Genomic DNA, 23,320 nt, shown 5'->3' with positions numbered 1-23,320 from the left:
GTTAAAAGCTTGGGCGAGAGATATCAGGACAGCTGTTCCCGCAGGGGGTTGGCCGCCTCCAGTTCCTCAAGCGCTTGCTCAAATTCAAAGGCAAGCGCCTTCTGCTCTACGGCATTGAAGGCTGGTCCCAAGGCGCTCAGCAGCATAGCGGCATTTTCCCGGAGCACATCAAGCGCTGCCGAGTCGTTGTCAGCAAACAACGTCCGCAGGCGCTCCAGCACCTGCGCCAGCGAGGGGTTGAGCGCATTGGCGCCGGCCTCCGCTGAGTCCAACGGGCGCGGCGCCTGCTGGGCCAGCCAGGTTTTGAGGTCGCCCAGCAGCAGGTCCAGCGCGGCCAGCAGCGGGATGCTCAGGCGCTGCAAACGGTCTGGGCTTTGCTGGCCCGTCAGGGCCAGTTCCAGCTCGGTGCAGGCCTGCTGCAGGCCGCTGGCCCCCAGGTTGCCCGCCAGGCCCTTGAGGGTGTGCGCCAGCCGCTCGGCCATCATCCAGTCGCCCTGGGCCAGCGCCTGCGGCAGGCTTTCCAGGGTGCCGCTCTGGCTGGCCACAAAGCGCTCCAGCATGGACCGGTACAGGCTGCGCTTGCCCATCACCCGCTTCAGGCCCAGGGCCACGTCGAGCCCGGCGATGTCGGTGGGCAGGCTGATGGCGCTGGGCGGCGCGCGCAGCGGCGTCACCTGCCGCCCTGGTGTGGCTTGCGGCGCCAGCCAACGGGCCAGCGCCAGCCACAGGTCGTCGGGGTTGACCGGCTTGGCCAGGTGGTCGTTCATGCCAGCGGCCAGACAACGCTCGCGGTCGGCGTCCATGGCGTTGGCGGTCATGGCAATCACCGGCAGGTGGCGGGTGTCGGGCTGGGCCCGGATGGCCCGGGTGGCTTCGAGCCCATCCATCACCGGCATCTGCATGTCCATCAGCACCAGGTCCACCGGCTGCTGGCGCAGTTTGTCCAGCGCCTCGCGGCCATTGGAGGCCAGTTCGACCACAAAGCCCGCGTCGGTCAACAGCTCGGCCGCCACTTGCTGGTTGAGTTCGTTGTCCTCAACGACCAGCAGGCGCGCGCCCAGCAGCGGCTGCAGCAGGTCCTGCGGCGAGCCCCCGGGCGCCGGCTCGGCGCTGCGCGCCTGCGGCTGACCCATCAAGCGCATCAGGGCATCGAACATCTGCGAGGGGTTGACCGGCTTGACCAGCACCTCGGCAATGCCCAGGGCGCGCGCGCCATCGAGCAAATCGTCGCGCCCGTGGCCGGTGACCATCACCGACAACGGGGGTTGCGCCAGGTTCAAGGCCGGCAGGCGGCGCGCCACCTCGAGGCCATCCATGTCGGGCATCTGCCAGTCCAGCACCAGCACCTCGACCGGCGCCCCGCGGTCCTGCGCCTGCGTCAGGTGCTGCAGGGCCTCGGGGCCCGAATGCACCACCGAGACCTCAAAGCTCATGCCGCGCAGCAGGTCGGCCAGCACCGCGGCCGCGTGCAGGTTGTCGTCCACCACCAGGGCGCGGCGACCGCGCAGGTCGGGCTCGGGCATCAGCAGGCGCGGCTGTGCGCTGCCGGCCTGCAGCAGCGCAGTGAACCAGAACACCGACCCCTCGCCGACCCCGCTTTGCACCCCCACCTCGCCCCCCATGAGCTGGGCCAGGCTCTTGCAGATCGACAGGCCCAAACCCGTGCCGCCGTAGCGGCGCGTGATGGTCGCGTCGGCCTGCTGGAAGCTCTGGAACAGGCGCTCCATCTGCGCCTCGGTCAGCCCAATGCCGGTGTCGCGCACCTCGAAGCGCAGCTTCAGCGCCCCGTCCGCGAGGGGCACGCGGCGCACCACGATCTCGATGTCGCCGCGCTCGGTGAACTTGATCGCGTTGTTCAGGTAGTTGATCAGGATCTGGCCCAGCCGCAGCGGATCGCCCACCAGGCTGGCGGGCACGTCGGGGGCCACGTCACAAATCAGCTCCAGGCCCTTTTCGGTCGCCTTGTGGGCCACCACATCGGCGACGCTCTCCAGCACCTTGTCGAGCTGGAAGGTGGTGTTCTCCAGGGTCAGGCGACCGGCTTCGATCTTGGACACATCGAGGATGTCGTTGATCACGCCCAGCAGGTGTGCACCGGCCTGCTGGATCTTGGACAGGTAACCGCGCTGCTGCGGTGACAGCGGGGTGCGCAAGGCCAGGTGGGCCATGCCGATGATGGCGTTCATCGGGGTGCGGATCTCGTGGCTCATGTTGGCCAGGAAGTGGCTCTTGACCTCGGTCGCTTCCTCGGCCATTTCCTTGGCGCGGCGCAATTCGCGCTGGGCCAGCTTCTGCTCGGTGATATCCACAAAGGTCCCGATCAGCCCCCCGGGCGAGCCGTCGCTGCGCCGGAAGCCGTGCACCCAGTACAACACGTCGTGCAGGGCCTGGTCAGCGAAGCGCAGGCGCACGTCCTTGTGCAGTGCCGCGGCCTCGCGGATGACCAGGCGGCTGTCGGCGTCAAACTGCACCCGGTCCACCTCGCGGATGTAGTCCAGTTCCATCACGGTCTTGCCGATCAGGTCCTGCCGGCGCACCCCGAACGCCTGCTCGTAGGCGCGGTTGAAGCCCAGGTAGCGCCCATCCGGCCCCTTGTAGAACAGCGGCACGGGGATGGTGTCCACCAACACCTCCTGGAACAGCAACTGCTCGGCCAGGCGCTGCTCGAGCAGCTTCTGGTCGTGGATGTCGATGTTCACGCCCACCACCCGCACCGGTCGGCCCTCGGCGTCGCGGAAGATGCGGCCCGCATTGAGAATCCAGCGCACCTCGCCATCGGGACGCACGATGCGCCACGAGTCCCGGTACTGGTCGGCCCCGTTGGCCAGCTGGGCGTCGAAGTGGGCCAGCGCCTGCGGCGCGTCATCGGGGTGCATCAGGCTGGCCCACAGCGCCCGGTCGATGCGCTCCACCGGCCCGTCGAGGCCGTAGATGCGCTGCAACTGGGGCGTCCAGACTGATTTGCCGCCCACCAGGTCCAGATCAAAGATGCCGATGTGGCCCGCGTCCTGCGCGATCTCCAGGCGTTGGTGGGCCTGACGCAGCGCCTTCTCGGCGCGCTGGGCCTCGGACAGGTCCTCGATGACCCAGATGGAGGCCCGCTCGTGGCCCTCCATCTGCACCCGGCGGCCCGAGAAACGCACATCAAACGAGTCCTCAGGGCCGCGGTACAGCGTCCAGTTCAAATGCACCTGCGGACTGGCCTGCATGGCCTGGCTGGCCATGGCCATGAAGTCCTTGTAGCGCTCGGGGGTGCCGAACAGGCTGCTGACCGAGCGCCCCTCCAGGTCCTTGGGGGCCAGGCGCAAGAGCTTGGCAAAGGCGGGGTTGAACTGCAGGATCTGGCCGCTGCTGACCAGCACGATCGGCGGCGCATTGTCGAAGATGGCCTTTTGCTGGTCCAGCACCGCGCTCAGGCTGCGCTCGCGCCGCGCCAGCTCCTCTTGTTCGCGCATGCGCTGGGTCACGTCCTCGTGCAAGCCGACAAAGCCGATGCAACGCCCGTCGTCGTCCACCACGGGCGACAGCGAGGCCTGGTCGTGGTAGATGCTGCCGTCGCGGCGCTGGTTGATGAAATGCCCCGACCACGGGCGCCCTGCCAGCAGGTGGCTCCACATGTCGTGGTAGGTGCTCAGCGGCGTGAGCCCGCTGGAGACCAAGGAGGGCTTCTTGCCCACCACCTCGGCCAGCGAATAGCCGGTGTTGCGTTGGTACTGCGGGTTGACCCACATGATCTGTCCCGCCAGGTCGGTGATGATGACCGACACCGGGCTGACCTCCAGCGCCGTGCCCAAGATGTGAAACCGCGCCCGGGTCGCGCGGGCCTGCGCGCGCTGCAGCCACAGCCCGTGGCCCGCCAGGCCCAGGGCCGACAGAAAGACAAACAACAGGCCCCCGACCAGCCACTGGTCGGCCAGGCTCATCAGTTTGTCGACGTTTTGCAGCATGACCAGGCGCCAGGCGCCGCCGGGGTCATTCCATTCCAGCGCGTGCCTGGCCACCAGGTGCTGGCCGCCGTCAAACGTCACCTGGGCTTGGTCAGGCAGGAAAGGCAGGCGCGAGGTCACGCCATTGACAAACTGCAGGCCAAACTGCTGTCGCCGGGCCAGCCCCTGTACCCGGTCCTGGGTCACCTCGCCCAGCAGCGCAAACACCCACTCGGGCCGGGTGGCGGCAAAGGCCACGCCTTCGGGGCTGATCAACACCACGTCATGGCCGCCCAGGGCCATCGCGTCCTCGGCCGCGGTGAACGGCTGGCGGAAGACCACCGCGCCGGTGACCGGGGCGCTGCGGTCCTCGCCGGCGTAAATCGGGGCGGCCAGGTAGAGCCAGCGCTCCGGCCCTTGCAGGTCGACGCCCGCGTGGGCATTGACCACGCCCTTGAGTGCTTGTTGCACAAACACCTGGGCGCTGAGGTCCAGCCCCAGCGGCGGTTGGCCCAGGCCTTCATGGGCCACCACGCGGCCCTGGGCGTTGAGGATGAAGATGCTGTCCAGCGCAAAGCGGGCCCGGGGCACGCGCAGGCGCGCCGACACGGCGTCCAGCCGCACGGTGCTGGCACTGGCGCTGGGGGCCACCAGGGCCTTGAGCGTGGGTTCGTTGAGGCCCAGCATCATCAGGGCGCCGACCGACTCGCCGCGCAGGGTCAGCGACTGCAGCGTGGACTCCATCTGCGCCAGCGACAGGGTCATGCGCTCGCGCTCGCCCTCGCTGCGGCGGCTCAACAGCACCTGGTCGGCCGACCAGGCCAGGACCGCGGAGACCAGCAGGATCAGCAGCACCGGCCGCCAGTTGGACGGCCGCCACAGCGGCGACTCATGCCACCACAGGCCGGGGCGCACCAGACGGACCGGTGCCATCAAGCGGGCCCAGGCTGCACATCAGCCGAGGTCAAAACGACCGCCCCCGGCCGGCACAGCAGCAGGGGCGCAACAGCAAGCCAACACGGGACAGCAGGCAACACGGGCAGATCTCCTGAACCAGAGGCCCCATGCTAAGGGATACCCGGTGGGTGACCAGGATGAACGGACATTTCGCAGCCCCGTCAGGGACACCGCCCCCCCGGGCAGCGGGTGACGCGAGCCCCCCTGACCGCACCGGATCAGGCGCAGGCCCCGCCCAGGTTCACCACCTTGTGTTCGAGCTCGGCCAGGCGCTGCTCCAGACGGCGCTCGGCGGATATGTCCATGATGATGCCGTACCAGCGCACCACCTGGCCCTGTTCGTCCAGGTGGGGAAAGCCCTGGCTGCGCACCCAACGCCAGGTGTTGTCGGGCCACAGGATGCGGAATTCGGTCTTGAAGGGCCGCGGCGTCGGCAGGTGGGCCAGCCACTCGCGGTGCACGCGCTCGCGGTCGTCGGGGTCCATGCGCTCACGCCAACGCTCGTAGCGCTCGCGGGCCGAGCTCAGGGGCGTCCATTCGAACGCGGGGCCCATGTAGTCCACCACGCCATCGGCGGCGGCCCCCCAGGCGATGTTGGGGCCCAGTTCGATGGAACGCCGGAAATGCTCCTCGCTCTGCTGCAAAGCCTGCTCGGCCTTGACCCGCTCCGAAATATCGATCACCACCAGGGAGATGCCCAGGCATTCGCCCAGCGGGTTGCTGACCCGCTGGTGGGCCACCAGGTAGGTCGAATCGGTGCCCTCATGGCTGTATTGGGTGGGGGGCAACACGGCACCGACACGAACCGCCTCGAGGGCCGACAGCAGGCCCTGCGCCAGGGGCTGGTTGAGCACCTGCGCCACGGGCCGCCCCCGCAGGTCGCGCCCGGACAGCCCCAGGTAGCGCAGCACCTTGGGGTTGGCGCTGACCACGCGCATCTCGGTGTCGATGAAGCACAGCCCCACCGGGGCATCGAGGTAGAGCGTCTCCAGCTGGTGCAGACGTTGGAACGGCGAGGCGTCGAGCGGGCGGTCGTGGTCGCCATGGCAGCCCGCCTGGATCAAATGCGCCAGGGCCTGCTCGGCAGGCCCGGGCCGCCCCAGGCCGAAGCCCTGACCAAAGGCACAACCCAAGCGGGTCAACAGCTCGGCCTGACCGGTGGTCTCAATGCCCTCGGCGATCACATGCACGCCCAGGCTCTGCCCCAAGCCCAGCACCGCGGTGACGATCTTGAGGCTGTGCGAATCCGACTCCAGACCGCGCACAAAGCTGGCGTCGATCTTGATCTCGTCAAAGGGCAGCGACTGCAGCCGTGTCAGGCTGGAATGCCCGGTGCCGAAGTCGTCCAGCGACAGGCTGGCCCCCGCCCGCTTGAAGGCCTCGATGCTCTGACGGGCCACCTGGTTGTCGTGGAACAGCGCGTTTTCGGTGATCTCGACGCGCACGCGCTGCATGAAAAACCCGGCCTGCTCCACCGTGGCCTGCACCTGGTCTGCCAGGTCGGGCCGCAAGAACTGGCTCGGGGCGAGGTTGAAGGCCAGGTAGAACGTCCCCGGCCAGTCGCGCACCTGGCGGCAGGCTTGCTCGATCAGGGTCAGGCTGAGCCCGTGGAGCCAGCCCATGCGGTCGGCCAAGGGGATGAAATCCGCCGGCGACACGGGGCCCAGTTCGGGGGAGGTCCAGCGGGCCAAGACCTCGAAACCGGCCACCTGGCGGCTGCCCAAATGCACCAGGGGCTGGAAGGCCGGCCAGATTTCGCCCGTTTGCAGCGCCCCCTGAAGGCAGCGGGTCAGGGGCTCGGGCGGGTTGTGAAGGCTCATGCGTCAGGGTGCCTCGTCAGGGTCAGACCATGGGTCCCCGTCGTGCGCTCGCCCCGGGCACCCCCCGCCGCAGTGTACGGCAAGCGAACCAAATGACCACCGGGTCCGGGCCTGCGCCGGGGGGCGGATCAATCCCGGCCTGGCACGCGCCCCCCGCGCACGGCCCTGTGCTCCCAGGCCCCGGTCACCTTCGCCTGAAGGCCGGATCAGCGCCGGATCAACGCCCCATCGACTTCGCGCCACCACCCCTCAGCGCCCGGCCCCCGCGCAGGCCGGATAATCCCCCCATCACGCCCCGCTTCCGGGGCGCGCCCGGCGCCGACGCGCAGCCCGCTGTCCCTGACGAGCGCTGGCCGCGCCCCACCGCCCGGCCCCTGTTCCCCTTTGTTTGCCCATGACCCAAGACACCCCCAGCAGCGCCGCCGTCGGCTTGGCCGACCTGCCCGGCCACACGCCGATGATGGTGCAGTACTTCGCGCTCAAGAAGGACCACCCCGACACCCTGTTGTTCTACCGCATGGGTGACTTCTACGAGCTGTTCTACGACGACGCCGAGAAAGCCGCGCGCCTGCTCGACATCACCCTGACCCGGCGTGGCCAGTCGGCTGGCCAGCCGGTGGTCATGGCCGGCGTGCCCTTTCATGCGATGGAGAATTACCTCGCGCGCCTGATCCGCCACGGCGAGTCGGTGGCCATCTGCGAGCAGGTGGGCGAGGTCGGCGCCGCCAAGGGCCCGGTGGAACGCAAGGTGGTGCGCGTGGTCACCCCCGGCACCCTGACCGACGCCGAGCTGCTGGGCGAAAAGTCCGACTCCATCCTGCTGTCGGTGCACCAGGGGCCGCGCAACCAGTGCGGCCTGGCCTGGCTCAGCGTGACGCAGGACGACATCCACTTGGCCGAGTGCAGCGCCGACGAGCTGGACAGTTGGCTGTCGCGCGTGGCCCCCAGCGAGCTGATCTACAGCGCCGACGTGACCCCGGCGTTTGAGCAGCGCCTGCGCCAGACCCGCGCCAGCGCGGGCCTGCCCATGAGCCAGCGCCCCGAATGGCAATTTGACCCGGCACTGGGCCAACGCAAGCTGCTCGAGCAGCTGCAGGTGGCCAGCCTCAGCACCTGGCATGCCGACGGCCTGCCACTGGCCCACGCCGCCAGCGCGGCCTTGCTCAACTACGCCGAACACACCCAGGGCCGCAGCCTGCCGCATTTGCGCGCACTGCGGGTGCAGCGCAGCGGCGAACTGATCGAGCTGCCGGTCACCACCCGGCGCAACCTGGAGCTGGTCAAAACCCTGCGCGGCGAGGACTCGCCCACCGTCTACTCACTGCTCGACACCTGCATGACCGGCATGGGCAGCCGCCTGCTCAAGACCTGGCTGCTCGAACCGCCACGCGACCGCAGCCTGGCCCAGGCCCGGCTGGACGCGATCGCCGCGCTCAAGGGGGAGAACGGCGCCGGCCCTTGGCACGCACTGCGCCAGCAACTCAAGGGCACCAGCGACGTGGAACGCATCAGCGCCCGCATCGCGCTGCGCCAGGTGCGCCCGCGCGAGCTGGTGGCCCTGCTCCACTCGCTGCAAAAAGCCGAGCAGCTGACCCTGGGTGGCGCCTGGCCAGCCGGCACCCTGGCGCAGATCGCCAGCGAGCTGGTGCCGCCGCCCGACACCGCCGTGCTGCTGCAGCGCGCCATCCTGCCCGAGCCCGCGGCCCTGGTGCGCGACGGCGGGGTCATCGCCGAAGGCTTTGACGCCGAACTCGACGAGCTGCGCCACATCCAGACCCACGCCGACAGCTTCCTGGTCGACCTCGAAGTGCGCGAACGCGAGCGCACCGGCATCGCCAACCTGCGCGTGCAATACAACAAGGTGCACGGCTTCTACATCGAGATCACGCAGGGCCAGCTCGACAAGGTGCCGGCCGACTACCGCCGCCGCCAGACCCTGAAGAACGCCGAGCGCTTCATCACCCCAGAGCTCAAGGCCTTCGAGGACAAGGCCCTGTCGGCCCAGGAGCGCGCCCTGGCTCGCGAGAAATGGCTTTACGAACAGGTGCTGGACGCGCTGCAGGCGCATGTGCCCACGCTCAGCCGGGTGGCCCGCGCGCTGGCCACGCTGGACGTGCTGTGCACGCTGACCGAACGCGCCCTGACCCTGAACTGGACCGCGCCGGTCTACGCCAAAGAGCCCTGCATCGAGATCACGCGTGGCCGCCACCCGGTGGTCGAGGCGCGGCTGGCCGAGACCTCGGGCGGCAGCTTCATCGCCAACGACACCCAACTGGGGCTCAAGCAACGCCTGCAGGTCATCACCGGCCCCAACATGGGCGGTAAATCGACCTACATGCGCCAAGTGGCATTGATCGTGCTTCTGGCCAGCATGGGCAGCCATGTGCCCGCCGATGCGTGCCGGATCGGCCCCATCGATGCCATCCACACCCGCATCGGTGCGGCCGACGACCTGGCCAATGCCCAATCGACCTTCATGCTGGAGATGACCGAAGCCGCTCAAATTCTGCACAGCGCCACGCCGCACAGCCTGGTGCTGATGGACGAGATCGGCCGGGGCACCTCGACCTTTGACGGTCTGGCGCTGGCCGCAGGCATTGCCACCCACCTGCACGACAAGACCCAGGCCTTCACGCTGTTTGCCACCCACTACTTTGAGTTGACCGAGTTCCCGGTCAAACACCACCAGGCGGTGAACGTGCACGTCAGCGCCACCGAGGCCGGCTCGGACATCGTGTTCCTGCACGAGATCCAGCCCGGCCCGGCCAGCCGCAGCTACGGCATCCAGGTGGCCCGCCTCGCGGGCATGCCCGGCCCCGTGCTGAGCCACGCGCGCCACACCCTGCAAACGCTGGAGGAACGGGCCACCGAAGCCCAGGCCCAGGTGGACTTGTTTGCAGCCCCGCCAGCTATCGAAAAAATAGCACCGAGCGCCTTAGAATCAAGGTTTGCCGAGATCGACCCCGACACCCTGAGTCCGCGCGAAGCGCTGGACCTGATCTACTCACTCAAAAAACTAGCGTCTTCCTCATGACTTACTGCGTCGCCATCAAACTCAATGCGGGCCTGGTGTTCCTGTCCGACTCCCGCACCAATGCCGGTCTGGACCAGATCAGCACCTTCCGCAAGATGATCGTCTATGAGAAGGCCGACGACCGCTTCATGGTGCTGCTGTCGGCGGGCAACCTGAGCATCTCGCAGTCGGTGCGCGAGATCCTGCAGGTCGAGCAGCTCAAGGAGCACGAGGACAGCGAACCCATCACCATCTGGAACGCCAAGAGCATGTTCGACGCCTGCCGCGTGCTGGGGTCGGCGGTGCGCCGCGTCTACGAACGTGACGCGGCGTCGCTGCGCCAGGCCGGGGTCGAGTTCAACGTCTCGCTGATCCTCGGCGGCCAGATCAAGGGCGAAGGCATGCGCCTGTTCCAGGTCTACTCGGCGGGCAACTTCATCGAAGCCACGCCCGAGACGCCGTACTTCCAGGTGGGCGAATCCAAGTACGGCAAGCCCGTGCTGGACCGCGTGATCTCGCCCGAAACCCCGCTGGACGAGGCCGCCAAGTGCGCGCTGGTGTCGATGGATTCGACCCTCAAGTCCAACCTGTCGGTGGGCCTGCCGCTGGACCTGGTGGTCTACGAAGCCAACCAGTACCAGACCGACAAGGTGATCTGCATCGACGAGAACAACCCGTACTTCCGCATGGTGCGCGGCAGCTGGGGCGAGAAACTGCGCCAGGTCTTCGACAGCATCGAGGACCCGATGTGGGGCGGCGGTCAAACCGACGTGCCGCTGATGGTGCACTCGCCGCGCAGCAAGCCCCTGCGCAAGATTGCCACCCCCAACGAGAAGCTGATTTGAGGCAGTCCCCGGCCCCAGAGGGCGCGCCATGTCACTGATCATTTTTTCGCACGCCAACAGCTTTCCGGCGGGCACCTACCGGCTGCTGTTCGAACAACTGCGCCAGCGTGGCTTCCGGGTGCGCGCCGTGGACCAGTTCGGTCACGACCCGCGTTACCCGGTGACCAGCAACTGGCCCCACCTGGTGCAGCAACTGACGGATTTCGCCCAGGCCGAGATCGAACAGGCCGGTGAACCTGCGTTCTTGGTCGGCCACTCGCTGGGGGGCTTCCTCAGCGTGATGGCCGCGGCCCAGCACCCCAAATTGGGCGGGCATGGCGTCAAAGGCGTGTTGCTGCTGGACTCACCGCTGCTGGGCGGCTGGCGCGCCACCACGGTGGGCGTCATGAAGCAGACCCAGCTGGTCGGCTCGGTGTCGCCGGGCAAGATCAGCCTGCGCCGCCGCAACAGCTGGGCCAGTGCCGACGAGGCGCTGGCGCATTTCGAGCACAAGAAAGCATTTGCCCGCTGGGACCCGCAGGTGCTGCGCGACTACATTGCGCACGGCACCCACGATGAGCTGGGCGCCCACGGCCCGCGCCGGGTGCTGAGTTTCACGCGCGAGGTCGAGACCGCCATCTACAACACCCTGCCGCACAACCTGGACCGCCTGCTGGCGCGCCACCCGCTCAAATGCCCGGCCGCCTTCATTGGCGGTCGCGCGTCCAAGGAAATGCAACAGGTGGGCATGGCGATGACCGAGAAGGTGGTCAAGGGCCGGGTCATGATGCTCGATGGCAGCCACCTGTTCCCGATGGAAAAGCCCATCGCCACGGCGGCGGCCATCGAGGCCGCGCTGCTGAACCTCGACACCGCCAAGCCCTGAACGCCTGACGCACGCGCCCGCACGCGCCCCGGGCGAAAAAAAACCGCTGTCCCTGGACAGCGGTTGAGCGGCGTTGAGGCCACGGTTCAGGCGGCCGGCTCAAGGCATTCTGCTCACAGCGCGGGCGGCCAAACGCCCCGACGCCTCCAACACTTCGAATGCCTCAAATGCCTCAAATGCGCAAGGGGTCAGGCGGCCCAGCGCACGGCACCGGTCCAGGCGGTGACCAGCACCACGATGCCGAAGGCAATGCGGTACCAGGCGAACACCACAAAGCTGTGCGTGCTGATGTAGCGCAGCAACCAGCGCACGCAGATCCATGCACTGACGAACGAGAACAGCAGGCCCACCAGGAACACCGGCAGGTCGGCCATCGACAGCAGGGCCCGCTCTTTGTAGAGGCTGTAGGCGCCTGCGCCAATCAGGGTCGGGATGGCCAGGAAGAATGAAAAGTCGGTGGCGGCCTTGCGGCTCAGGCCCAGCAACATGCCGCCGATGATGGTGGCCCCGCTGCGGCTGGTGCCCGGCACCATGGCCAAGCACTGCACCAGACCGACCTTGAGCGCGTCCAGCGGGGTCATGCTGTCCACGTTCTGGATGTGGGCGTCGCTTTGCGGCCGGCGCTCGGCCCACAAGATGACAAAGCCGCCCAGGATGAAGGTGCTGGCCACCACCTCCGGCGTGAACAGGTGGGCCTTGATGAACTTGCCAAACAGCAGGCCCAGCACCACGGCCGGCAAAAAGCCGACCAGTACATTGAAGGCAAAGCGTCGCGCGCGCGGGTGGGTCGGCAGGGCCACCACGGTATCGCGGATCTTTTGCCAGTACACCAGCACCACCGCGAAGATGGCGCCGGTCTGGATCGCGATGTCAAACACCTTGGCCTTGTCGTCGTCGAAGCCCAGCAGGGCCCCCGCCAAGATCAGGTGCCCGGTTGACGAAATGGGCAAGAACTCGGTCAAGCCCTCGACCACGCCCATGAGGGCCGCTTTGACCAGCAACACGATATCCACACGCACTCCCTAAGTAACTGCAGCGATTATCGCCGCAGTGCAGCATAAGCGGGTGCGGCGGGCCCCCTCTGGGGCCTGTGAAACGGAGCGGCCAAGTCGACATGTCAACGCTGGAGGGGCCCCGGCACGCGGCGTGGTCGCCGCTGCGCCCAGGCCAGCCAAGGCATCAGGCCGATCAAGCCCAGCATGGCCCACTCGCCCAGGGTCGGCACGGCGGTCACCCCGTTCGGCGACGGTGCCGGCGCCAACGCCAGGTTCACAAAGTTGGCGTTCACCCACCCATTGGTGGGCACGCCGACCGCCACACCGCCCTCCGTGGCCTGCACGGGGTAGACCCCAGCCACGGTGGCGCGCCAGGTCACGCTGCAGGTGCCAGCCCCCGCGCCACTGGTCGCGGTGCTGCAACTGGCTGCACTCAGGAAGGCCCCCGCGCCCGCGTTGCTGAAGTTGAAAATCGTGGGGGCATCGGTCTTCAGGTTGCCTTGTGCGTCCCGCGCCGTGGCGGTCAGGGTGTAAAACGCTTGCCCATCGGCCAGCTTGGGACCGCTGTCCAGGCTGATCGAGGAGGTGGCTGCGCTCACCGGACCGGGCATGAACTGCGCCGCCACCTGCCCGCCCACGGCCTGGGCCAGGGGCACGCCAGTCAAGCTGGTCTGTACCACCGTCCAACCGGCTTGCACCGAGCGCAAGGTGATCGAACAAGTGCCTGCCGCCGGGCCGGTGACGGTCGTGGTGCACTGGTTGGCACTGAGGGTGGAGCCGGAAAGCGCCGGGTTGTTGCGCAAGCGGGTTTCGCTTAGCACACGGGAGGTCAGGCCCACCCCTTGCACCACAAACTCAAAGGTCTGGGGCTGCCATTGGTTGAGGTTGCCCATCGCATCCATGGCGGTGGCGGTGATGGTGTAGCTGTCACTGCCGTTGGCGTAATGCACCCCGCCACTCAAATCAATGGTGACCATCGAACGCGCGGCCGAGGCCCCCTGGGCCACAAACACCCCACTGACGGGGTTGCTGCCCCCCAGCGGCACGCCGCCCAGGCGCGCCGTGACGGCATGACTGCCCGCGACCGTGGCCGTCAGATTGACCGTGCAGCTGCCCGCCCCCGGCCCCGTCAGGGCGGTCACGCATTGGGTGGCACTCAGGGTGACGCCCGTGCCAGGCACGCTGAAGGCAAAAGTGACCGCCGGGCTGACGGCCAGATTGCCCTGCGCATCCAGGGCCGTGACGGTGATGACGTGGCTGTCCACGCCATTGGCCATGCGGGGCCCCGCCGTGATGCTGAGCTGCGAGCTGGCCGCGCTGGCCAAGCCCGCCACGAACGCCGCCGTGACCGGGTTGCTGCCCCCCACCAACACGCCACCGGTGCGCGCCGTGATCGGGTAGTTGCCCGCCACGGTGGCCGTGACGGTGATGCTGCAGGTGCCCGTGGTGCCTGTGCTGCAGGTAGCGGCGCGCAAGGAGGCCCCGGCGCCGGAAAGGGCAAAGCTGAAATCGGTCGAGGTGGCGGTGTTCAGGTTGCCTTGGGCGTCGTAGGCGCTGGCACTCAGGGTGTAGTCATCACTGCCATTGGCCGTCTTGGGCCCGCTGCTGAGGCTGATGCGTGAGCTGGCGGCCGTGGCAGCCCCCGCGACAAACACGCCCGTGACCGGGCTGTTGGCCACCGGGCTGGCCAGGCCGGTGCCGTCCAGACGCACCTGGACCGGGTAAGCGGCGGCGCTGGTGGCCACCAGGGTGACGCTGCAGCGCCCCGCATCGGGCCCGGTGGTGGGGGTGACGCAGCTGGCTGCACTCAGACTGGCGGCACTGGGCGTGTTGACCAGGGCAAAGGTGAAGGTCACAGGGTTGAGGGTGACGGCGTTGCCCTGGGCGTCGTAGGCCACAGCGCTCACGGTGTAGGCATCGACCCCATTGGCCAGCTTGGGGCCGGTGCTGATCAGGGCCTGGGACTGCGCCGCCGTGGCCACCCCGGCCTGGAAGGTGGCGGTGACCGGGTTGGTGCCGCCCAGTGCGGTGCCCCCCAGGGTGGCGGAGGCCTGGTAGCTGCCCACCACGGTGGCCGTGAGCTGCACCGTGCACGCCCCGGTGCTGGTGGTGCAGCTGTTGGCGCTCAGGGTGGCGCCTGCGGCCGGGCTGCTGAAGACAAAGGTTTGACTCACACCGGTGACCAAGTTGCCCTGGGCATCGTAGGCACTGGCGGTGATGGCATAGGCGTCCGAGCCATTGGCCGCCCGGGGCCCGCCCGGTGAAATCGACAGCCGCGAGCTGCCCGCCACAGCAGGACCGGCCACAAACACCGCCGAGGCGGGGTTGCTGCCCCCGATGTTCTGGCCGGCCAAGCTGGCCGTGACCGCATGGGTGCCGGCCACGGTGGACCTCAGCGTGACACTGCACACGCCCGCCGTGGTGTTGCAACTGTTGGCGCTGAGGGTGGCGCCAGCGCTGCCCAGGCTGAAGTTGAAGCTGCTGTTGGCCGTGACCAGGTTGCCCTGGGCATCCCGGGCGGTGACGGTGAGGGTGTAGGCCTCCACACCATTCGCGGTCTTGGGGCCGCTGTCGATGGCCAGGGTGCTGCTGCCCGCCACCACCGAGCCGGCCACAAACACCGCCGTGACCGGGTTGCTGCCACCCACGGCGGTGCCGCCTGCGCTGGCGGTGATGGCATAACTGCCCGCCACCGTGGCTGTGACCGTGACCGCACAAGTGCCGGCCTGGGCGCCGGTGGTGGCCGTGGTGCAACTGCCGGCGCTCAGGCTGACCCCGCCCCCGGGGCTGCTGAACGCCACCGTCATGGCCGCGCTGGTGTTGAGGTTGCCGTTGGCGTCCATCGCCCGGGCGGTCAGGGTGTAAGCGTCGGTCCCGTTGGCGATCTTGGGTCCGCTGCTCAAACTGACCCGCGCGCTGGCCGCGGTGCTGGGCCCCGCCTCAAAGCTGCCCGTCAACGGGTTGGTGCCGCCCAGGGCCTCGCCCCCGAGGCTGACGCTGATCGCGTAGCTGCCCACCACCGTGGCGCTGAGCGTGACCGTGCAAGTGCCCGCGGTGGGGCCGGTCGTGGGGGTGCTGCAGCTGGCGGCGCTGAGGCTGGCCCCGGCCGCTGGCGGGCTGAAGTTGAAGGTGTAGACCCGGCTGCTGTCCAGGTTACCAAAGGCGTCGCTGGCACGGGCGGTCAGAGTGTAGGCGTCGCTGCCGTTGGCTTGCTTGGGGCCGGCATCGATGCTCGCCCGGGCGGTGGCGGCCACCGCCTCACCCGCCACAAAACGGGCGCTGACCGGGTTGCTGCCGCCCAAGGGCGTCCCGCCCAGGCTGGCACTGATGCTGTAGATCGCGGCCACGGTGGCGCTCAGGGTGACGGTACAGGTGCCGGCCTGCGGCCCGCTGGTGGCGGTGCGGCAGGTGGTGGCACTCAAACTGCCGCCTGCGGCGGGCGGGCTGAAGCTGAAGTCCAGGGCCGAGCCGGTCTGCAGGTTGCCTTGGGCGTCCTGGGCCCGCACGGTCAGGGTGTAGCTGGCCACGCCATTGGCGGTCAAAGGCCCCGGCGGGTCGATGCTGACCCGCGAGCCGTCGGCCGTGGCGGCGCCCGCCACAAACACCCCGGTCACCGGATTGGTCCCCCCCAGCGGCGTGCCGCCCAGGCTGGCGGTGATGGGGTAGCTGCCGGCCACGGTGGCCGTCAGGCTGACCGTGCAGGTGCCCGCGCCGGCCCCACTGGTGGCTGTGGTGCAGCTGTTGGCGCTCAGGCTGGCGCCCGCGCCAGGGCTGCTGAAGGTCACCGTGGTCGCGCTGGCGGTGTTGAGGTTGCCATTGGCGTCGCTGGCGCTGGCGGTCAGGGTGTAAGCCGACACCCCATCGGCCACCAGCGGCCCCGTGCTGATCGCCACCCGAGCGCTGGCCGCCGTCGGGTTGCCCGCCACAAACACGCCGGTGACGGGGTTCGTCCCCCCCACGGCGGTACCGCCCAGGCTGGCCGTGATGGCGTAGCTGCCGGCCACGGTGGCCGTCAAGGTCACCGAACAGCTGCCGGCCCCCGCCCCCGTCGTGGCGGTGCTGCAACTGAGCGCGCTCAGGTTCGCCCCGGCCGCTGCCGGGCTGAAACTGAAGGTCGTGGATTGACCGGTGTACAGATTGCCCTGGGCGTCCAAAGCGCGAACCGTCAAGGTGTAGCTGTCGTTGCCATCGGCCATGCGCGGGCCGGCGCTGATGTCCACCCGCGAGCTCGCCGCCGTGGGTGGCCCGGCCACAAAAACCGCTTGCGCGGGGTTGCTGCCCCCGATCAACACGCCGTCCAGGCGGGCGCTCACCGAATAGTTGCCCGCCACGGTGGCGCTGAGGCTGACACTGCAACGCCCGGCCTGGGGGCCGGTGGTGGCGGTGGTGCACGTGCCGGCGCTCAAGGTGGCCCCGCTGCTGGGCTGCAAGGCGTCAAAACTGTAGGTGCTGGCCGTGCTGGTGTTGAGGTTGCCCTGGGCGTCGTAGGCGGTGACGGTGAGGGTGTAGGCCTCGGCCCCGTTGGCGGTTTTGGGCCCGGCGTCAATCGCCAAACTGGAGGCCGATGCCACCGGCTGGCCGGCCACAAACACCCCTGTCACCGGGTTGGTCCCGCCCACCGCCGTGCCGCCCAGGCTGACGGTGATGGGGTAACTGCCGGCGATGGTGGCCCGCAAGCTGACCGAGCACGTGCCCGTGGTGCTGGTGCAGGTGCTGGCACTCAAGCTGGCGCCCGCCGCTGGCGCACTGAAGCTGAAGGTGTTGCTGGCCCCGTTGACCACATTGCCCTGGGCGTCATAGGCCGTCACGGTCAGCGTGTAGGCCGCCACACCGTCGGCCGTCAAAGGCCCATTGCTGATCGCCACGCGCGAGGCCGCAGCCGTGGCGGCCCCTGCCCCAAAGACGCCGGTGACCGGGTTGGTGCCGCCCACCGCCATGCCACCCAAGCTGGCGGTGATGGGGTAACTGCCCGCGGTCGTCGCCGTCAGCGTGACCGAGCAAGTGCCCGTGGTGCTGGTGCAAGTGCTGGCACTCAGCGCAGCCCCCGCGCCCGGCGCGCTGAAACTGAAGGTGTTGCTGGCATTGCTGGCCAGGTTGCCATTGGCGTCGTAGGCGGTGGCCGTGATCGTGTACGCATCGCTGCCGTTGGCCGCTTTGGGCCCGCTGCTGATGCTGACCCGCGAGGCCGCAGCCGTGGCGGCCCCGGCCCCAAAGACGCCGGTGACCGGGTTGGTGCCGCCCACCGCCATGCCACCCAAGCTGGCGGTGATGGGGTAACTGCCTGCGGTCGTCGCCGTCAGCGTGACCGAGCAAGTGCCCGTGGTGCTGGTGCAAGTGCTGGCACTCAGCGCAGCCCCCGCGCCCGGCGCGCTGAAACTGAAGGTGTTGCTGGCATTGCTGGCCAGGTTGCCATTGGCGTCGTAGGCCGTGGCCGTGATCGTGTACGCATCGCTGCCGTTGGCCGCTTTGGGCCCGCTGCTGATGCTGACCCGCGAGGCCGCAGCCGTGGCAGCCCCGGCCACAAAGACAGCGGTGACCGGGTTGGTGCCGCCCACCGCCGTGCCGCCCAGGCTGGCGGTGATGGGGTAACTGCCCGCGGTCGTCGCCGTCAGCGTGACCGAGCAAGTGCCCGTGGTGCTGGTGCAAGTGCTGGCACTCAGCGCAGCCCCCGCGCCCGGCGCGCTGAAACTGAAGGTGTTGCTGGCATTGCTGGCCAGGTTGCCATTGGCGTCGTAGGCGGTGGCCGTGATCGTGTACGCATCGCTGCCGTTGGCCGCTTTGGGCCCGCTGCTGATGCTGACCCGCGAGGCCGCAGCCGTGGCGGCCCCGGCCACAAAGACAGCGCTGCCTGGGCTGCCAGCGATGGCCGCGCCGCTCAGGCTGGCGCTCACGGTGTAGCTGCCCGCCACACTGGAGCTCAAAGTGACCGAGCATGAGCCCGCACTGCCGCCGCTGGTGGCGGTGCTGCAACTGGCGGCACTGAGGCTGGCCCCGGAGCTGCTGAACTGGTAGGTGTAGGACTGGTCGGTGACCACATGGCCGGCGCTGTCGCGCGCCGTCACCGTCAGGGTGTAGCTGGCGGCGCCAGCCACCAAGGGGCCCGCCGGGGCGAGGCTGAGCTGGGACTGCGCCGCCGTGGCCGGCGCGAAGGGGCTCATGGCGGCGGCCACGGCGCAGCCGGCGGTGGGGCTGTTGTTGGCCGTGCAGCTGGACGGCGTCTGAGCCGCATTTTGGCCCGTGGAATCGATGGCGGCCTTGTTGCTGGCAGACACCCCTGCGGCGCCCGCCAAGGGCGTGGCGCTGATGCTGAAGGCAGCGGTACCGGTGCTGGCTGGCACCCCCCCTGCGGGCAAACTCACCGTGCAGGTCAACAACAAGCCGGTGCTGACCTGACCACTGCTGGCACAGCTGACCCCCGTGGGGGTGACACTGCCCGTCGCCAGCGGGGCGGCGCCGTCGTACTGGAAGTTGGCCGGCAGTTGGTCGTACACGACCAGGCTGGTGGCACTGGGGTTGGCGCCCGTGTTGCTGAGCGTGAGTTGATAGGCGCTGCTGCTGCCCACCATCAGGCTGGCGGGGTTGGCCTTGGTCAAGCCCAGCGAGACGCCATTGCCCACCGATTGCAAGGGCGTGACCGCGCAGCCTGCGGGGGTGCCGTTGGCCGTGCAGGCACTGGGCGTTTGTGCCGCATTGGTCCCCGTCGGGTCGATCTGCGCCTTGTTGCTGACACTGCTGGCCACCCCCGGCTGGGGCGTGACGTTGAGCGTGAAATTGGCCGAGCCAGTTCCCGCAGCCAATGCACCGGGTAACGTGACCGCGCAATTCAGCAGTTGACCGCTGGCCACGGTGCCACTGACCACGCTGCAGCTCACCGCGCTGGGCGTGACGGATCCGCCAGTCGCCACCGCGCCACTGTTGAAGGCCACATGGGCCGGCAGTTGCTCATACACATGGAGGGTGGTGCCGCTGGCCACCGAGCCCGTGTTGCTGACCGTGAAGCTGTAGTCACTGGCGGTGCCCACGACCAGGCTGGCCGGGTTGGTCTTGCTCAGGCTCAATTTATTCGACGAATCCACCATGGACAGGTCGTCAATGTAGAAGGTGCCATTGTTGTAGGTGCTCAGACGCAGCCAGACATAGTTCGAACTGGCATTCGCAGGCACTGAAAAGGTCGCCTGGCAACGTGACCAAACGCCGATGGCGTTGCCAGAAGGGCAAGACTGGGCGGCATAGATCGTGCCCGTACCGGCCAACACCCGACCTGAAGTGGCAGCTAAGTAGGTGTAGGAGTTGGCAGGGCACTGCGCGGTGTTGGCGCAGTATTGCCAGTAGGAAAGAGTGTAGGTGCTGCCCCGGGGCACCAAGTAATCGATGTCCAGCTGGGCGCCGCTGCTGTTGCTGCGGATCGACTTGGTGCCACTGCGGGCGAAGGTGTTCGTCACTGTGAAGCCGTTGCCGCCAAACGACGCGTTGAGGGTGCTGCCCTCAAAGCTCTCGGGGTTGCTTACATAGGTCGACGTCTGCGCCAGCGCGGCCGACGCCAGCAACAGCCACAACAGCAGCGTGAGCCCCATGGCACACCAGTGCGCCGCCTGCATGCTGCGGCCTGAAGGGTTTGACCCATCGGTCTGCAGCGTCCCCGCCGGCACGGGGACGCTTGAAAAAAGAGGTGATGTCATGCCAAGCCCTTTGCCTTCGGTCCGGCCCACCCGCACCGACATGGCACTTGGTGGGCACGATCGAAGCCTCTCTGTGCCCCAACCGCTCAGGGCTTGATCAGGCAGCAAATATCACTTCAATCAATAAAAATTACTAAATCATCGGCAATTTTGACAATAAAAATCAAATATATCAACTAAATAGTTGTAAATGCCTGTAATAAATCATTTATTAGTCATATTTATCTTTTTTGTTTGACACAGGAACCACAATGAAAGAATGCCCAAGTGTGCAAACCAGCCGCCAGAGGCATTGCAGGCCTGGGCCGGACCCAGGCACCTCGGCGACGCCTGCAGGCAACTCGCGCCGCGCCAGGGGGGTTTCGTCGCAAGCGGATCGCGCGATCTGCGGGGGGCAGGCACAGTCAGCCCATCACGAATCCACCCTCTGAGACCTGACATGCTCCTGCTCCTCCTTCAAAACACCCCGCGCTGGGTTTTTGCACTCTTCGTGGCCCTGCTCTGCCTGGGCCTGCGCCAGACCGTGACGCGCCAGATGAAGCCCAGCCGGGTGCTGCTGCCCGCCCTGGGGCTGGCGGGCTTCTCGCTGTACGGCGTGCTCAGCGCCTGGCCCACCCAGCCCCTGAGTTGGCTGTGCTGGACAGCCCTCGCTGGCGCCACAGCCACCTGGGTGGCACGCGCGCCCCTGCCTGCTGGCACCCACTACGACCCCGACCTGCGCCGTTTCACGGTGACGGGCAGCTGGGTGCCCCTGGCGGGCATGATGGGTTTGTTCCTGGCCAAGTACACCGTGGGCGCCGCCCTGGCCCTGCAAACCGCCTGGGTGCAAGATGCAGCCTTTCCCTGGGTCGGCAGCGCCGTGTTCGGTGCGTTCAGCGGTCTGTTCCTGGGGCGGGTGCTGCGCCTTTGGCGCCTGGCCCTGCACACCGACCGTGCAGCCCGGGCATGGGCCACAAGCACCATGGCGGTCTGACGCCCCTGCATCAGAGACAATGCGACCGACGCTGTCACCGCGCGCAGCCCCGACTGCCCTGAAACCGACCATGAAGTTCGCCCCCCTCCACCTGTTGCGGCACTACGTGCTGGTGCTGGCCGCCAGCGTGGTGATCTCGGTGTTGCACGCCTTGTTTGCACCGCACAAACCGTACATGGTGTCCCTGGTGTACTCACTGTGCATCGGCAGCTGCAACTGGGCACTGATCGACCTGGGCCGCTTTGTCGTGGGGGTGGACCCCAAAACCCAATGGCCGCGCGGCTGGCGCGGCCCCGCCTTGGTGGCGAGCGGCATCGTGCTCGGGTACCTGACGGGCACCGCCCTGGCTGACGCCTGGTTTGGCTGGTCCTCGTGGGAAGGGCAAAGCGCACGCCAGTTGCAGGCCTCGCTGGCCATCACGCTGGTGGCGGGCATGGTGATCAGCGGCTACTTCTATTTGATGGGCAAGGGCCAGGTGCTGCAGCGCCACATGGAAGAGGCCCGCAACCAGGCCACCGAAGCCCAGTTGCGCCTGCTGCTGACCCAGTTGGAGCCCCACATGCTGTTCAACACCCTGGCCAATCTGCGGGTGTTGGTGGGCATCGACCCCGAACGCGCCCAGCACATGCTGGACCACCTGATCGCTTACCTGCGGGCCACGCTGAGCGCCTCGCGCGTCACCGAGCACAGCCTGCAAGCCGAATTTGACCGCCTGCGCGACTACCTCGAGCTGATGGCCGTGCGCATGGGCCCGCGCCTGCGCTACCAGCTGGACTTGCCCGAGGACCTGCGCCAGGCCGCGGTGCCACCGCTGCTGCTGCAGGCCCTGGTCGAAAACAGCATCCGCCATGGGCTGGAGCCCAAGGTCGAAGGCGGGCAGATCACCCTGCGCGCCGAACTCGACCCCAGCGCCCCGGACCACGCCCCCCAACTGCGAATCACCGTGCAGGACAGCGGGGTCGGCCTCCGCCCTGCGTCCCCGGACACGGCCCGGCCGGACCCGGGACGCGGTTTTGGGCTGACCCAGGTGCGCGAGCGCCTGCGCACCCTGTACGGCCCCGAAGCCCGGCTCAGCATCGGCCCCGCCGAACCCGGGCCAGGCACCACGGTGCAGCTGCGCTTTCGCTACCAGCGCCTGAGCGAACCCGCCTTTTCTTCTCCTGATTCACCGCCCCATGTCTGACCCCTTGAACCGGCCGACCGGCCCGACCGCCCTGATCGCCGAAGACGAACCCCTGCTGGCCCTGGCCTTGCAGGCCGAGCTGCGCCACACCTGGCCCGAACTGACCGTGCACCCACCGGTGGGCGATGGCTTGAGCGCCGTGCGTGAGGCCCTGCGCCTGCAACCGGACGTGGTGTTCCTGGACATCCGCATGCCAGGTCAGACCGGCATTGAAGCCGCCGCCGAATTGGCGGAGCAATGGCCGATCGGGGACGGCAACCGCCCTTTCCCAGCCCTGGTGTTTGTCACCGCCTACGACCAGTACGCCGTGCAGGCCTTTGAAGCGCAGGCGGTGGACTACGTGCTCAAACCCGTGCAACGGCCACGCCTGCTCAAAACGGTGCAGCGCCTGCAGGCCCTGCTGGCACAGCGCCAGCCCAGCGCCCCGACCACCGGGGCAGCCGAAGCCGCCCTGCTGGAGCCGGCGCTGAACCAATTGCGCGCCCTGCTCGGCCAGCAGGGACTGGACAGCGCCCTGCCCCGCCCCGGGGCGCCAGCCCCGGCCGCGGCCCCGTTGAAGATCATCCAGGCCAGCCTCAGTGGCGCCCAGGGGCAAACCATTCGCCTGGTGCCGGTCGAGGAGGTGCTGTACTTCGAAGCCGCCGACAAATACGTGCGCGTGCTGACCGCCGAGCAGGAATACCTGATCCGCACCCCCTTGAAAGAACTGATCGCCCAACTCGATCCGCAGACGTTCTGGCAGATCCACCGCGGCACCCTGGTGCGGGCCAGCGCCATCCACACGGTGCAGCGCGACGAAGCCGGCAAACTGCGCCTGAACCTGCAAGGGCGCCCGGAGGCACTGGCGGTGAGCCGGCTCTACGCCCACCTGTTCAAGGCGATGTGAAGCGCGCCCGGGCATCTGATAGAAGCCGACTTCATCAGAGAAAATAATCACTTATTCAGCCTCGCCTGGCCCGGTAAAAGCCGAAATGTGGTGTGGTTATTGCTGTGCATGGCGTTCCTGATCAGCCCCCCACCCCGCACGCATGTCCACACCGCCCTTGTCCCTGCCCGCGCCTGCG

General features: G+C 68.1%; 10 protein-coding genes. 6 read left to right on the top strand and 4 right to left on the bottom strand.

Annotated elements, in window-relative coordinates; all coding sequences use genetic code 11:
- Positions 1-23: 23 nt before the first annotated feature.
- Both PSQ40_RS19620 and PSQ40_RS19615 read right to left on the bottom strand, forming a co-directional pair.
- Positions 24-4,859, bottom strand: a complete 4,836-nt coding sequence (locus PSQ40_RS19620; RefSeq protein ID WP_273953578.1) for a response regulator — start codon at positions 4,857-4,859, stop codon at positions 24-26.
- A 242-nt stretch (positions 4,860-5,101) separates the two neighbouring features.
- On the bottom strand, positions 5,102-6,703 hold the full coding sequence (locus PSQ40_RS19615; RefSeq protein ID WP_273953577.1) for a sensor domain-containing phosphodiesterase: 1,602 nt from the start codon (positions 6,701-6,703) through the stop codon (positions 5,102-5,104).
- A gap of 394 nt (positions 6,704-7,097) precedes the next feature.
- On the opposite strand from PSQ40_RS19615, the gene mutS reads away from it, so the two are divergent.
- Genes mutS through PSQ40_RS19600 form a run of 3 tightly spaced genes read left to right on the top strand, consistent with a single transcriptional unit; the run spans position 7,098 to position 11,426 of the window.
- Positions 7,098-9,737 (top strand): DNA mismatch repair protein MutS, encoded by a 2,640-nt coding sequence (gene mutS, locus PSQ40_RS19610; protein WP_273953576.1) that lies wholly within the window; start codon positions 7,098-7,100, stop codon positions 9,735-9,737.
- Positions 9,734-10,561, top strand: a complete 828-nt coding sequence (locus PSQ40_RS19605; RefSeq protein WP_273953575.1) for a proteasome-type protease — start codon at positions 9,734-9,736, stop codon at positions 10,559-10,561. Before mutS ends, PSQ40_RS19605 begins: the two co-directional genes overlap by 4 nt.
- A gap of 28 nt (positions 10,562-10,589) precedes the next feature.
- Positions 10,590-11,426, top strand: a complete 837-nt coding sequence (locus PSQ40_RS19600) for an alpha/beta hydrolase (RefSeq protein WP_273953574.1) — start codon at positions 10,590-10,592, stop codon at positions 11,424-11,426.
- A 188-nt stretch (positions 11,427-11,614) separates the two neighbouring features.
- Here PSQ40_RS19600 and PSQ40_RS19595 read toward each other — a convergent pair whose 3' ends face one another.
- Together PSQ40_RS19595 and PSQ40_RS19590 are read right to left on the bottom strand one after the other, a co-directional pair.
- Positions 11,615-12,439, bottom strand: coding sequence for an undecaprenyl-diphosphate phosphatase (locus PSQ40_RS19595; protein WP_273953573.1), 825 nt, complete (start codon positions 12,437-12,439; stop codon positions 11,615-11,617).
- Between the two features lie 104 nt (positions 12,440-12,543).
- Entirely contained in the window at positions 12,544-19,995 is a 7,452-nt protein-coding gene (locus PSQ40_RS19590; RefSeq protein WP_273953572.1) for an Ig-like domain-containing protein, read from the bottom strand.
- Between the two features lie 544 nt (positions 19,996-20,539).
- On the opposite strand from PSQ40_RS19590, the gene PSQ40_RS19585 reads away from it, so the two are divergent.
- From PSQ40_RS19585 to PSQ40_RS19575, 3 genes are all read left to right on the top strand, one after another.
- Positions 20,540-21,073: a DUF6622 family protein gene (locus PSQ40_RS19585; protein ID WP_273953571.1), complete on the top strand. Its 534-nt coding sequence runs from the start codon at positions 20,540-20,542 to the stop codon at positions 21,071-21,073.
- 70 nt (positions 21,074-21,143) lie between these two features.
- The gene (locus tag PSQ40_RS19580) at positions 21,144-22,256 is read left to right on the top strand and encodes a sensor histidine kinase (RefSeq protein WP_273953570.1); all 1,113 of its coding nucleotides are present in this window, start codon (positions 21,144-21,146) and stop codon (positions 22,254-22,256) included.
- Positions 22,249-23,142 carry a LytR/AlgR family response regulator transcription factor gene (locus PSQ40_RS19575; protein ID WP_273953569.1) on the top strand — a complete coding sequence of 298 codons (894 nt, stop codon included), beginning with the start codon at positions 22,249-22,251 and terminating at the stop codon, positions 23,140-23,142. The genes PSQ40_RS19580 and PSQ40_RS19575 overlap by 8 nt, the downstream gene beginning before the upstream one ends.
- Positions 23,143-23,320: the final 178 nt, after the last annotated feature.

It is taken from the genome of Curvibacter cyanobacteriorum (assembly GCF_028649475.1).
GTDB lineage: Bacteria > Pseudomonadota > Gammaproteobacteria > Burkholderiales > Burkholderiaceae_C > Curvibacter > Curvibacter cyanobacteriorum.
Note: the sequence above shows the minus strand (reverse complement) of the source record. Positions and strands in the feature narration are given on the sequence as shown.